This window comes from Pseudomonas sp. CH61, assembly GCF_059429415.1.
Map to the genome: position 1 here is coordinate 1,907,693 of NZ_CM182098.1, position 12,344 is coordinate 1,920,036.

The window sequence follows — 12,344 nt, forward strand, 5'->3', positions numbered from 1 at the left end:
GGCTAGGTCTGTCACGTGACAGTCATTCAATCAATTCAATATGCGAAACCGCAGATAACTATTGATGGAGTCTATGGATGTCGAGCGCCAAATTGCGGGCCTTTCTCGCCGTCGCCCGCCACGGCAGTTTCAGTGCCGGGGCGCGGGCGTCGGGATTGAGCCAACCGACGCTGACCACGCAAGTGCAAGCCCTTGAGCGTCAGCACAACGTCGAGCTGTTCCATCGGCGCGGGCGGCGCATCGAGTTGTCGGATGTGGGACGGCAATTGCTGCCCATCGCCCAGCGCATCGCCTTGCTGGAGCTGGAAGCGCACAACCTGCTGCGCGACTCCGGGCGGCTTGACAGCGGCCAGCTGAAGGTCGGTGCGGTCGGGCCGTTTCATGTGATCGAGATGGTCGACAGCTACTTGCAACAGCATCCGAATATCGACGTGTCGATTCGCATCGGCAACTCGGCGCAAGTGCTGTCGGATCTGGAAAACTATGTGACCGACATCGCCGTGCTAGCCGGGCGTCAGGATGATCCGGCGTTGTGCGCAGTGCGTTATGCGCGCCACGCGATCATCCTGTTTGCCCATCATGAGCATCCGCTGGCCAATCGCGGCAGCGTGCGGTTGGATGAATTGGAAGGGCAGCGGCTTCTACAACGTGAGCCCGGTTCCACCACGCGGCTGGTGCTGGAGCAGGCGCTGAATGCAGCGCAGGTCAAACCGCGCATCGCCATGGAAATCGGCAGTCGCGAGGCGCTGCGTGAGGCGGTGGTGCGCGGGCTGGGGTTGGGTGTGGTGTCGGAAGCGGAGTTCATTGCCGACCCCAAAATACGCACGATCAGAATCGAAGGCGAAGAGCTGTTTACGGAAACGTATTTGTACTGCCTGGCCGAGCGGCGTTCCAGTCGGCTCATCTCATCGTTTTTCGATGCGGCGCTGAGTTGATTTGCAATTTCGCGTAAGGCTTGGCTAATATACGATCCATATACACATCGTATCGGATTCATATATGGGCATCGTAAAGATTTCAGAGGACATGCACGAGAACCTGCGTATCTCCAGCAACGCGCTCAGCCGCTCGATCAACGCGCAGGCCGAGCACTGGATGCGCATCGGCATGCTCGCCGAACTGCACCCCAACCTCGACCACAGCGCCATTTGCCGCTTGCTGATCCGCGCCGAACAGAACGGCGGGCTGGATCTGCAACAACTGACTCAGGAAGCCGTCAGCGCATGAGAAACCAGATCAAGATCAACACCCCGGCCGACATCGCCCAATCGCGCGCTGCCGGCAAACTCGCCGCTGAAGTGCTGGCCATGCTGGTGCCGCACGTTAAGGCGGGCGTCACCACTGACCAACTCGATCAGCTGTGCAACGACTACATCGTCAACGTGCAGAAAGCCGTGCCGGCCAACGTCGGTTATCACGGATTTCCGAAAACCGTCTGCGCCTCGGTCAATGACGTGGTGTGCCACGGCATCCCGTCTGGCACACCGCTGAAGGATGGCGATATCGTCAATCTCGACATCGCGGTGATCAAGGACGGTTGGTTCGGCGACACCAGCCGCATGTACGTGGTCGGCGAGGCAACGCCTGAAGCGCAGCACCTGATCAAGACCACTTATGACGCGATGTGCGCGGGTATTGGTGTGGTGAAACCGGGCGCGACGCTGGGCGACATCGGCCACGCGATCCAGACGTTGGCGGAGAAGGAAGGCTTCAGCGTCGTGCGCGAGTATTGCGGGCACGGGATCGGCAAGGTCTATCACGATGAGCCGCAGATTCTGCATTACGGCTTTCCCAATCAAGGCATGAAGCTCAAGGCCGGGATGATTTTTACCGTGGAGCCGATGCTCAATGCCGGCAAGCGTCATGTGAAAAACATGCCCGATGGCTGGACCGTGCTGACCAAGGACGGCTCGTTGTCGGCGCAGTGGGAGCATATGGTGGCGGTGACGGAGACGGGCTTCGAAATCCTCACCGCCTGGCCGGATGAAATCGAAGGCTACCGCGCCATCGTCTGATACCGCGTCGTCTGTTTCCCTCACCCTAGCCCTCTCCCAGAGGGAGAGGGGACTGACCGGGTTGTTTGGACGAGTTACTGTTTAGGACTGAGATAAATACAGGGGTAGGTGTGAGGTAAACCCGAGACAATCCGGGATTCGATGGTACAGAGTGGTATGGGGTTTGTAATTGAGTTGCAGCTGGTGCAATTAGATTAAGCCCCGGTCAATGCCTGGTGACCGGGGCGGTAGGTGCGTGGAGGTTGGTAGCTACTCCTCTTCATACGATGCGAACAGGTCACCTTGATCGCGGGCAACTACGGCCAGCCGCATCCTTTTAATGACCTTGTAGACAAACGCCAGCGAGAGGTTGTGCTTCATGGCGATCTCTCGATGGTTACGGCCCTTCCATTCATCAAAGATTTGCTGATGCAGTTTAGAGGCCTGAACATGGATGCCCTTTGGCATGTACAGCTGCTGGCCGCCCCAGATCGTGGCCATTTGCATAGCGACTTCATTGCCATGTGCCTCAGCAAGCTCAGGGCTAATGTTCAGAGTTTCTTTTGCCGACAGGGCAACATGTTCTGCCAGTGTTTGGAGAAGCTCGCCTGCCGTGCTGTTGGGCTCTTTCATACAGCCTCCTTGTTGGTCACACGGTGTTGCCACTGCTTCAGGTTTTCAATCACCCGACTTGCTTGGGGGACGCTGAGCCACTGCAGCGCAGACACCTTGGTCATGCTCTTCACAAAGTTGGCCAAAGCCTCCTCAGAAGGATCGCGAACCGCACCTAGGTCATGCAGTACCAGCCACAGCGAACGGATCTTCTTTGACTGCTCATCATTTGCCAGTGGCCGTTTTCCTGCTTTGTTTGGACGAGGTTTAAAACCCTTCTGCTTGAGCTGCTCCAAAACCCGTAGCAAGTTTGGAACGCTCAAGTCAGCGGTAGACGTTGCGCCGTCCAATCCCTTCATGCCGGCCAGCATCAGGCGGTAGGTGTCGTCATCCATACGCAGCTCGCGCCGGGCAACATGAATCAGCTTGATCAGAGGCAAGCGGTTTGGATTGGAAGGCGCTTTTTTCACTGGGCACCTCCAGACCGCGAGCGTGGGCCGCTGCGTTTTTCGTTTTTGGATGCATGAATCTGCTGGCGGATCTTGCTGCACTTCACGTGGCTACCAACGATACGAGGCCGGTTGCATTGATCGCAGACTGATTGGAACTCCAGCACCCCCGACGTGAGTTTTCCTGTACTTGTGGAGGCCATGGTCAAACTCCTGCCGTTAATAGCGCACGGGGCTGATGCCCTACCGCCTGGTGCAGTTGAGCCGACTTACCAGCTGCATAGCCCGCAGAAATGGCACCTTCGTCTCTGGCCTTCACTCGGCGACGCTTGAGTTCTGCCTTTTCCAGATCCGGGTGGTGTTTTGACATGAACGCCTCAATAGCCTCGGCGATACTGTCTTCAACACCCGCGAATTCATCGACCTTGTGGTACACGGCATCGATCCAGCTGTTGGCGAAGTGGTCACCGCGTGCCACTTTGGTCGAACGCTTGCAGCGCTTATTCGTCGACAGCGACAGAAAGTCCCGACGAGCCTTTTGCAACTGTCGCTCCAGAACCTCATAGGCATACCCAGTCAGTTCCGGCGCTGCGGCACACCCGACGAAAATGAATCCACCACCGGTCAGCCAGCTGTGCGTAATTATCATCCGCGTACCAAACGCATGCGCACATACCTGGGCCAGGCGCACACGCCAAGTCGGTGGCGCGCCATCCGAACCGGCCGCGATCTTTACTTCGCACGCCATGCTGGCCAGCACGTCACCCATCTCAAGGTTGTACAACTCCATCAGCTTGTGAGCCTGGCGCAGTGCAGTCTCAGCCTCGTTCGGGTTGCTGGTTTTGGACTTCGCCATCTCCAAACATTTCTTGATCTTCTCCAACAAACGGTTGTCATCCATGTCACACCGCCGCCAGATCAAGTGAAATGGCTCGATATTCATCAGTGCCGTTGATCCGCTCATAAACGCGGATGTATACGGAGCTGCCGGATACTAGTATGGAGTCCTTCACGGCCTGCATCGCGCTCTTCCAACCGGTGTCATCGATCTCCAATCGCAGCAGATCGAGGACGTCTGAGGTTTTAATCTGGCCGTTACGGTTCGGGCTGAAAACACGGTCGACGATGGCCATCAAATGATTGTCCGCACCTTTGCTCCAGGCCTTGATGCAGTCGTACACCAGTACCTTCGCCACCTCCATTTCCTCGGTAAACGCCAGCCGATCTGCGTAGGAACGCACCACCTTGAACTTCCCGTCATAGGAGGCAATCGTGACATTGCCTTTCTTTCCGCCCATCTGCACGCCGTAGCGTTCACCGGCAATGCTGATCAGATCGGCAACGTCTCCAAGCGCTTTTTTCTTGAAGTTCTTCAAGGCCAAGCTCAGAGCCTTGGCTTCCTGGGAAAGACCAATTGCGACCTGATCACGCAGCTTGTCCTGCTCTCGTACCTGGTCAACCGGCACCAGATGACCAACAGCGTTACGAACAAATCCTGCTGGGATATTGATATCAGAAATGCTCATTGATCCTGCTCCTTAACCAAAGTGAACCAAGCCACACCCACACCGCGAATCGTCGCCGTATTGCGAGCGAGCCGCCCCTCGGTATTGCAACGCATACTGCGAAGCTCATGCCCAAAGCGCCGCGCTAGAAGTTCGAGGCTGTTGGGGTCAACAAAAATCTTATTGTCCGCAAGCACCAACGCCTTGATCACAATTCCGGCCTCACGCATGTCGCGGGTCAGATCATTGAAGGTGGCCAGCTTTTTCGGGAATTCCTCGGTGAGGATGCTAAGCGGCTGAGCTGGGGCCGGATGTACCAGATGCAGAGCGGCCATTTCACACCCCCTTCACGACGTCAGCGGTGACGATTGGCGCGCCGAGTTGTACGGCCAAGTTCATCGCCGCGATCATGAGGTTGCCGATTGCCAACGGGTACAGCAGCGAAACAGTCTCGTCACGACCTCCGCGCCGGCTTGGCTGAGACAGTCGTGCAGCAATCGCCTGGATACCGCTGGCATCAATGACCTCGCCGAGCGTTTTGCCCGCACGGTCAAAGCGAAACTTCAAAAACTCTTCCAGGCGGTTGCCTTCGATTGGCGTTAGGGTGACCCGCTCGCAACGCTGTACGACCTCACGCACATCAGCGTTGCGCTCGCTGAGTTTCACATCCAGTTCAGGCTGGCCGATCATGATGATGCTGACCAGTTTGGTGAAACCGACTTCCAGCTCAAGGATGCGTTTGAGGTGTTTGAGCGTCGGGATCGGCAGGCTGTGTGCCTCTTCGATCACCAGGCAGTGTCGGTAACCGGCTGCGTGGGACTCTTTCAGCGCCTTGTGCAGCTGGGCGAAGCGTGCCTCAGGGCTGCTCTTGGGTTTGGCCAGTGGCGCGACAGCAGCCATCATCGACTCGGCAATGTGAGTGCTTTTCAAGGATTTGCCCTTGGTGTCGTTGTCTTCGGACGCCAGAACATAGGGTTCAATGATGATCACCGGATCACCGCCCTCGGCGATGCGGTTCACCAGGTCGCGGCGTAGCGTGCTTTTACCTGCGCCGGATTCACCCACGACCGCGAGGAACCCACCGTGACGCGCCGTCTGATACATGATCTCGCGGACGTAGCGAATGTCAGGGCTGACCCACATATCCTGGGCGCACTGCAGCTCATCAAAGGGATCGCGGAACAGGCTAAAGGACTTGCGGGTATTTGGCTGTAAGGTCTGTTTTGGAAGTAACATAGGTTCGTCCTCCCCGGACGGCTCATTCATTTGGGCCGGATCTGCCGTGTTGGCGCACGGCAGATCCACTTCTTCAAAGGCGTTGGCGATATCGGCATCGTTGGCGCCGGATTCGGTCAGGAACACTCGGATACGTCCCTGCAGTTCGTCGCAGTCAAGACTGCGAGGCCACTGACTGTGATTCAGCAACTGGGCGACGGTGGCGCCGCTGAGACTCAGCGACTCGGCCAAGGCCGATTGAGGGCGACCCACGTCCTGTAGAATTTTCTTCAACTTCAACATCACTCACCTCCAACCGCTGCCAGGACCAGGCTGAACGGTTTGCGCATGACCTCAACAGGTCGTTTCAGCTCCGCCTCGATAGCGTCGAGCTGCTCTTGTGGTACTCCTTCCGGGTATTTCTGCTGCAGCCAGCCGAAGGACTCAGCGGACCAGAGATTGGCCAAACGTGGTTGCAGCAACTTCGCTGCCTCAACGTGCGTCAGTGGTGCATGTTCTACGGATGGAGCATTCACGTTCAGCGATGTACCGCGACGTGGCATGTAAGCCGGCAACACGGTGTCGCTGACGTGTTTGTGAGGGTCGATCAAGCCACCGAACGGCACGGCCTTGGCCTTGCGTGCGGCTTCAGCGTCGGCCTGATTGGTGGTGCCGGTAGCGATTTGCTCCAGGACTTTGCGTGATACCTGAGCCGGGGTTTCGGCATGGCTCTTGTACTGTTCGCCAATCGTTGCGGCGGTTTCGGAAAAACCAAACTCGTCCATCTCGATACGCTCGATGACGTGGTAGTTTTCGCGACCGTCCTCACCGACCAGGACTGCGATGGCAGCATCCTTGTCGCGCCAGCAGTTGCGGGTGATCAAAAGCTTCTCACCGACCATTACACCCGGCACCGAGCTGACATCGAACTGAGCACCACGGAACGAAACGCGCAGTAGGTTGCTGACCTTGCGGTACTCCGGTGTGCTGACAGCCAGTTCGCGGCAGACCTCAATGCTCGGCGCAAGACGTAACTGTTCCTGCTTGATCAATTGCCATACGCCATACCGGGTGCGGCGGGTGCGCGTATGAATGGAGGTCGCGTTGAAGTAGCGCATCCACTGGCCGGCCCAGGTGTTGATCTGCTCTAGGGTGTTCGCCGCCTGGAATTTCAATGCACTCTCAAACTCACGCTCAACGATGTTGTGCGCTTGTTCTACCTGGCCTTTAGCTCGTGCGTTGCCAACCTGGTTGATGATCAAGTTGATGGACATGGCCCGGCACAGGTTGCGGAAGATGCCACTGGTCATGGCTGCACCAGGGTCAGTCATCAGCATCCAAGGCACGCCGTGAAACGGGTCTGACTCATGGCGTTTTTGCATCGCATTGATCAGCACGTTGCACAGGTTTTCGGCCGACTCAGCACCCAACACGTATTCCAGGTACAAGGTGCCGCTGGTGTGGTCGGTGATGACGTAGCGCCACAGACGTTGGCGCTCGATCTTCTTCAGGTTGCCGGGTTTGCCGTCATAGAACTCGGCTTTGTTCATCACCCGCGCACCGTCGTCAGCCAGGTAGAACTGCGTCGAGATCGATGCATCCACTTGCCAAACATGATTGGGGTGGTTGCTGGCCAGCGACACTGCTGGCGCGTCATGCAGCAGTTGATCCGGGTGCAATTTATAGCTCTGCAGAGCGCGGCTGATGGCTCCGCAGGTCAGTGGGCGAAACAAGCCTGTCGCCTCATCCACCCGACCCGCCAAGATCAGCCCGTTGCTGCGCAGACGCTCTACGGCACGTTCGATGGTGGACAATTGCTTGTTGTTGGCGCGGATCGATTCCAGCAAAACAGCGGAGATCAAGCGGGCCTCTTCCAACGGCAAAGCGCTGTTGCCCGCATCACTGCGACGTTTACGCGGCTTGGCCACTCGAACCTCCTTCAGCTTGCGCTGAAGTGTTTGGATGGAAACACCCAGTTCAGCAGCGCCCGCCTGGTAAACGGCTGTACGCTGCCCGTGCAGAGCGTTGTCCGCACGCTGGGCAATCTGCGCCAGTTGCTGGAGCTGTACTGGGTTCATAGGTTAAGCCTCGGCCGCGTTCAGCCAAACCGGAGCACTGGCACCGTCCACATCTGGCAGGTGGAACTCGCTACGGACCGTTGCAAGGGTGATTTCGAGCTGACGAATCAAGCCGGCTTTAAAGGTGCGGTGGTCTTCGCCGCTCTCGGCTGCATGTTCTTCCAGCTTGGCGAAGCCTTCGCGCAGTGAACCGAGGATGTTCGCTTCCGCCTCATAGGCGACGGCTGCAACTTCTTGGCGGAGTTCTTTTGCGACTTCATTGGCGGGCATGGACTGGAGACGCTTGCGGGTTTTCTCCAGCTCCTGCTTGGTCTTATCCAGCTCGGCAGTTTTCTTCGCCATGACTTCGCTCTGCGCTTCATAGTCGGCGTTGGTTTCGTCAAGACGCTGGCTCAGGTCTTCTTTTTCCTTGGCGTGCTTGGCGATGATCTCTTCGGCGAGATCAACGAAAGCTTCCTTGTCGCCGGTCTTGGCCACTTCGATAAGCGCTGTTTTTTGGTCTTCCGGCAAGCGGCGGTATTGGCGCATTTCGCGGTAGCCGATGCCCATGCGGGACATGGAGTCGAGGGCCTCTTCGCCGAATGTGCGAAGGTTGGCAATGTCCTGGTTAGCCTTTTCGTCCGACACTCCCAGAACGCTGCAGAACTCCTCCCATGTACCCGAAAAAACCAAACCGTTTGGCATGGACTTTCCTTGCAGTGCTCTGTAGAGCTTGTTTTCCTTGACGTAGGCCAACTTGGAAGCCCAAACGGTTTGGGAAAACTTGCCGAAGGCATCTGCCATCTGTGCCTGGCCAAGAAGTTGGTTGACGAGATCTCGATCATCACCGTGTGTGGTCAATGCGGCGGCCATCGAGTTCTGAGTGGCAGTCAGCATTTCACCGTTCAGAGGGGGCAGATCGATTGTCTCTGTAGGCTGGTTTTTTGTGCGGGCCATGATGTTCTCCTTATCTGTTCGATCCAGCAGTAATGCGCTGGTTGATTTCCTGCATACGGTCGGTCAGGCGAGCCATATGTTCGGCATGGGCCTGAGCGATCTGCAGCACACCCACGGAGTGAGCGAACCGGCCGTTATCCAGCTTCACCGCAAGGCCTTCTTCAATCAGGGTCTGCATGGCTCGGGTGATATTGCTGGGGCTGTCCTGGGTGAGATGCGCCAGTTCGGTGTTGCTAAGGCCAGTCACGGTGTGGCCCTTCAAGGCCTTGAGTACGCGCAACACCCGTGCGGCGGCTGAGACGGTGCGGCTCATGGCTGCCCCTCCAGTTCAAGCTGTGGTTGCTGGGTTTGGCTGACATTGCCTCGGTGCCAGGCAAGCCCCTCCATTGCGGCCTGGATGGCTGCAAGGGTCTCTTCGGCTTCGCAGTTCTTCGAGTAAAACGCGAGCAGCTTCCCAGTTGCGGTGGTGAGAAGCTCCTGCAGCGCCTGGGTGTCCTGGGCAGCGCAGTGCCGTCCGGTGGGTACATCGATGGTCAAGCGACCAGCACTGGCAGCGATCCACCTGGTGACGTAATCGCAACCGCAAGCCCGCTCATAGGGACGGATCAGGTTGGCCGGCATACGGCCTGTCTGCAGCCACTTGTAAACAGACCAGTGATCTGCGACGCCCATCTCATCGGCAATACGCTCGACACCCTTGTTGTGGGCGTCTTTAGCGAAGTCCTTGCACAGTTCCAGCGCATGGCGCAACGAGGTCGGTTGAATGCTCTTCCAGCGACGGCGACTCATTGGAATGCCCTCAATAGAGCGTCTTCCAAACAAACAGAGCCTTTGCACATAGGCAAAAGGGTTTCTTCTGGTGCAATGTTTTCGGGTACATTCCCCAACATGGACATGAGAAATGACCGACCGTATTGAGAAACTTGAGGCGCAGATGAACGCATTGGCACAGGGCTGGTTACGCCTTGCTGCCGTTCTTGAGGTTCAAGGGCTCGTTTCATCTGAGGGCATAGATCAAGCACTGCTTTCGGTTCGGTGGCCTGGACAACCCATTGAGGCTGAGGCAACGAAGACGCTGGCATGGCTGAGCGATCAGTTGGCCGAGGCGCGGAACGCACGACAAACAGTGGCGTATGGAACTGCTCTGCGGTAGCCATTACGCAGCCAACGCAACGGTCGGCTTGAGGCCAAGCTTCACCGCAATATCATGGGCCTTGCCGTAATGGGCTTTGGCCTGGCCATTGAGGACGCGATACACCTCGTTACGGGTGTAGCCGTTTTCGAGAGCCCATTGAGTAATGGTTTTGCCGACTCGACGAAAGTTTTCTTTCACCTGGTCGGCGGTTAGGGCTTTGGCATGGGTGGCCATGGTGGTGGCTCCTGTGATGCAAAGATGGTTAGTGTTTGTGTGGCTGATTATGAGAACTATGGTTCTCATAATCAAGGGGTTTATGTGAACTTTTATTCTCTTTCTGCTGAAAGGCTCAAAGCCGAACGGAAGCGTCTCGGCCTGAATCAAGCCGGCGCAGCAGAGCAATGCGGTGTGTCGAGAGAGATTTGGGGGCGTTACGAGCGAGGATTGGTCGTGCCCGGCGGCGAGGTCCTTTTTTCTTTCGCAAGCGCGGGAGCGGATGTCCAATACATCCTCACCGGTGTGCGCTCCTCTGTGGCCTCTGTTGAGGAGCAACTGGTTCTAGAACGGTTTCGTTCCAGCCCTCAGAACCTCAAAGATGCTGTGCTTCGGGTATTACTGGGGGGGGCGTCAGGAGAAGATACAAAGCAAGAATTCAAAGAGGTTGGCCAATACATCCACGGATCGGTCAATCAATCGGGCGTCACGTTCAATGTCGGCGGTAGTAAAGGGAAGAAGTAAACATGAGTCAGGACTTCCATGGAGGTGTAGGCCAAGCGGCCGAAGGCGACATCAATAATTACGGCATCAGCATTAACCTCACAGACAAAGGCGAGTCTCGTGGGCTGGTGTCGGCTCAGCGGAAGGAATTGCATGAAATGCGCGCTAAATGCGAGGAACTGGGCGATGACCCTCGCGATATTTGGCGCAATGTACATGCTCAGCTTGGAGTGACTACGATAAGCGAGATCACTGCTGAGCAATTCGTTGAAGCGCGAAACGTGATGAAAGCAAGATTGGAGTTCCTGCAGGAGGAGGCGGACAAACGTCGCCTAGTAGGAAAGGTCTTGCGGGCCGTGGCTGAGAAGGATGCAAAAGCTGAGATGACAAATTTCTGTGAGTTGAGCTTTGGTCGCACTCAGCTCAAAAACCTGCAGAAAGCACAGCTTCAACGAACGTTGGAGTTTGTACAAAACTTTCAACCAACGGCGCAACAAGACGCTCCGCAAATAGTGCCTAGAGAAGTCTCGATTAGAGAATTTCTAGTCATACATAAACAGAGCGCCGCCGTTTTATTTTGCTTTGGCGTCTTGGTCGGTGGGATTTGGTTCTGAGCAGGCTTTCAAGTAGTTGAAAGTCAAAAGGTGATTCATACAGGGAGTCTGGTCGATGAAGAATATTCTTAGCCTGTTGGTATTGATGGCAGCCGTAACCGCTCATGCGGAGCCTTTCAAGGAAGCGAGCCCGGAGGCGCTTGAACAGGCGACCACGCAAATGCGAGCGTTGAGCAAAGCCATGACTGATGGCGCATCTATTTTGAAAAGCGGTGATCTGGCTTCCGTTAGCGTTCACAGCAAGTACATTTCATCGTTAGTGGACACAGGTAAGAACCAGTTTGGGAGCACTGTCTTTGAGCCACTCGGCAGCTGCTTTGCGGCGGGAATCTCCTCCCGTACTTGGTGGAATGCACAACTCGCAGCCGCGCAAAACGGAGGTGTTGAGAGAATTCCCGGTTCAATCAAAGGTGCGTTTGATGATTACCAGGAAAAGAGAGACGACTGCCTCCACTCAGCTGATCCCGTGGCTTCAGCGACCGCGGCTGCCGAACTCGACGAGGAGTTGAAGAAAAAATTTGGCGGTGGTCGGGAGTGCCTCACTGTGTTCACTGTCGACTCTGAAACGAAGGAGGTTGTTGCGAAACCCAAGCCAGCGCACTGTAAAAGCTGAGCCTAGCGTGGGTTATAAACAAGACTCTGACTGCAATAGAAGTGCTGATGCTAATAAGTGAAGGGTATGAATATGGTTAATCAGGTATTCGGCAATGTGGGGCAAGTGGCTGGCGGTGATATTAATAACTATGGAATTGGGGATCTGACCAACCATAGCCGTGAGGAAGTGGCTGAGCTACTCACTCATCTGCGCGAGCGCCTGACCGACGCTCGTAAGAAAGTCCTGTTAAACCCCTTTGTAGCCTGGATGGCCTTAGGCGTTTTGATGTTCTTCATAGAGGTACTTTCTGGAATCGCCTTTTCGTCTTCAGTACTCCTCGTCGCTACGATTTTTCTAGGGGTCATGTTGCCGTACCTGTTCTTCATTCCAATCCAGAAAAAGTATGGTCGGCTGGTTTATGCATACCGGGAAAGCATCGACTACGTTCAAATCTTTCAACACAGCAGAGGTTGGGCTTAGTTAACGAACACGTT

Annotated in this window: 19 protein-coding genes; 8 read left to right on the forward strand and 11 right to left on the reverse strand. The window is 56.1% G+C overall.

The features are described from left to right. Nucleotides 1-77: 77 nt before the first annotated feature. From AC5SEM_RS08530 to map, 3 genes are all read left to right on the forward strand, one after another. Complete coding sequence (locus AC5SEM_RS08530; RefSeq protein WP_495472655.1) at nt 78-935, forward strand: LysR substrate-binding domain-containing protein; 858 nt, start codon at nt 78-80, stop codon at nt 933-935. A gap of 64 nt (nt 936-999) precedes the next feature. Further along, a complete protein-coding gene (locus AC5SEM_RS08535; protein ID WP_007918027.1) occupies nt 1,000-1,227 on the forward strand; it encodes a ParD-like family protein in 228 nt (75 codons plus the stop codon). After that, complete coding sequence (gene map / locus AC5SEM_RS08540) at nt 1,224-2,015, forward strand: type I methionyl aminopeptidase (RefSeq protein WP_495472656.1); 792 nt, start codon at nt 1,224-1,226, stop codon at nt 2,013-2,015. The genes AC5SEM_RS08535 and map overlap by 4 nt, the downstream gene beginning before the upstream one ends. Before the next feature lie 249 nt (nt 2,016-2,264). Here map and AC5SEM_RS08545 read toward each other — a convergent pair whose 3' ends face one another. The 10 genes from AC5SEM_RS08545 to AC5SEM_RS08590 form a co-directional block, all read right to left on the reverse strand. Further along, nucleotides 2,265-2,627 carry a Mor transcription activator family protein gene (locus AC5SEM_RS08545; protein ID WP_447808809.1) on the reverse strand — a complete coding sequence of 121 codons (363 nt, stop codon included), beginning with the start codon at nt 2,625-2,627 and terminating at the stop codon, nt 2,265-2,267. Further along, nucleotides 2,624-3,076: a gp16 family protein gene (locus AC5SEM_RS08550; RefSeq protein ID WP_495472657.1), complete on the reverse strand. Its 453-nt coding sequence runs from the start codon at nt 3,074-3,076 to the stop codon at nt 2,624-2,626. The genes AC5SEM_RS08545 and AC5SEM_RS08550 overlap by 4 nt, the downstream gene beginning before the upstream one ends. Before the next feature lie 184 nt (nt 3,077-3,260). Next, nucleotides 3,261-3,956, reverse strand: coding sequence for a DUF2786 domain-containing protein (locus AC5SEM_RS08555; RefSeq protein WP_495472658.1), 696 nt, complete (start codon nt 3,954-3,956; stop codon nt 3,261-3,263). A gap of 1 nt (nt 3,957) precedes the next feature. Beyond that, nucleotides 3,958-4,581, reverse strand: a complete 624-nt coding sequence (locus AC5SEM_RS08560) for a DUF3164 family protein (protein ID WP_495472659.1) — start codon at nt 4,579-4,581, stop codon at nt 3,958-3,960. Next, nucleotides 4,578-4,895, reverse strand: a complete 318-nt coding sequence (locus tag AC5SEM_RS08565; RefSeq protein ID WP_495472660.1) for a hypothetical protein — start codon at nt 4,893-4,895, stop codon at nt 4,578-4,580. Before AC5SEM_RS08565 ends, AC5SEM_RS08560 begins: the two co-directional genes overlap by 4 nt. A gap of 1 nt (nt 4,896) precedes the next feature. Then, nucleotides 4,897-6,078 carry an ExeA family protein gene (locus tag AC5SEM_RS08570; RefSeq protein WP_495472661.1) on the reverse strand — a complete coding sequence of 394 codons (1,182 nt, stop codon included), beginning with the start codon at nt 6,076-6,078 and terminating at the stop codon, nt 4,897-4,899. After that, complete coding sequence (locus AC5SEM_RS08575) at nt 6,078-7,853, reverse strand: TnsB C-terminal domain-containing protein (protein WP_495472662.1); 1,776 nt, start codon at nt 7,851-7,853, stop codon at nt 6,078-6,080. The genes AC5SEM_RS08570 and AC5SEM_RS08575 overlap by 1 nt, the downstream gene beginning before the upstream one ends. A gap of 3 nt (nt 7,854-7,856) precedes the next feature. Continuing rightward, nucleotides 7,857-8,789, reverse strand: a complete 933-nt coding sequence (locus tag AC5SEM_RS08580) for a hypothetical protein (protein WP_495472663.1) — start codon at nt 8,787-8,789, stop codon at nt 7,857-7,859. 10 nt (nt 8,790-8,799) lie between these two features. Beyond that, nucleotides 8,800-9,102 (reverse strand): helix-turn-helix domain-containing protein, encoded by a 303-nt coding sequence (locus AC5SEM_RS08585; protein WP_495472664.1) that lies wholly within the window; start codon nt 9,100-9,102, stop codon nt 8,800-8,802. Beyond that, the gene (locus tag AC5SEM_RS08590) at nt 9,099-9,578 is read right to left on the reverse strand and encodes a hypothetical protein (protein WP_495472665.1); all 480 of its coding nucleotides are present in this window, start codon (nt 9,576-9,578) and stop codon (nt 9,099-9,101) included. Before AC5SEM_RS08590 ends, AC5SEM_RS08585 begins: the two co-directional genes overlap by 4 nt. 112 nt (nt 9,579-9,690) lie before the next feature. Between AC5SEM_RS08590 and AC5SEM_RS08595 the strand changes: the two genes are divergently transcribed. Continuing rightward, on the forward strand, nt 9,691-9,942 hold the full coding sequence (locus AC5SEM_RS08595; protein ID WP_495472666.1) for a hypothetical protein: 252 nt from the start codon (nt 9,691-9,693) through the stop codon (nt 9,940-9,942). 3 nt (nt 9,943-9,945) lie between these two features. On the opposite strand, the gene AC5SEM_RS08600 is transcribed toward AC5SEM_RS08595, so the two are convergent. Then, nucleotides 9,946-10,158, reverse strand: coding sequence for a DNA-binding protein (locus AC5SEM_RS08600; protein WP_447808819.1), 213 nt, complete (start codon nt 10,156-10,158; stop codon nt 9,946-9,948). 39 nt (nt 10,159-10,197) lie between these two features. Here AC5SEM_RS08600 and AC5SEM_RS08605 point away from each other — a divergent pair, with 39 nt between their 5' ends. From AC5SEM_RS08605 to AC5SEM_RS08620, 4 genes are all read left to right on the forward strand, one after another. Continuing rightward, nucleotides 10,198-10,662, forward strand: coding sequence for a helix-turn-helix domain-containing protein (locus tag AC5SEM_RS08605; RefSeq protein WP_495472667.1), 465 nt, complete (start codon nt 10,198-10,200; stop codon nt 10,660-10,662). A 2-nt stretch (nt 10,663-10,664) separates the two neighbouring features. Beyond that, a complete protein-coding gene (locus AC5SEM_RS08610; protein WP_495472668.1) occupies nt 10,665-11,255 on the forward strand; it encodes a hypothetical protein in 591 nt (196 codons plus the stop codon). A 55-nt stretch (nt 11,256-11,310) separates the two neighbouring features. Then, the gene (locus AC5SEM_RS08615) at nt 11,311-11,868 is read left to right on the forward strand and encodes a hypothetical protein (RefSeq protein ID WP_495472669.1); all 558 of its coding nucleotides are present in this window, start codon (nt 11,311-11,313) and stop codon (nt 11,866-11,868) included. 66 nt (nt 11,869-11,934) lie between these two features. Then, complete coding sequence (locus AC5SEM_RS08620) at nt 11,935-12,330, forward strand: hypothetical protein (RefSeq protein ID WP_495472670.1); 396 nt, start codon at nt 11,935-11,937, stop codon at nt 12,328-12,330. The last annotated feature ends 14 nt before the right edge of the window (nt 12,331-12,344 follow it).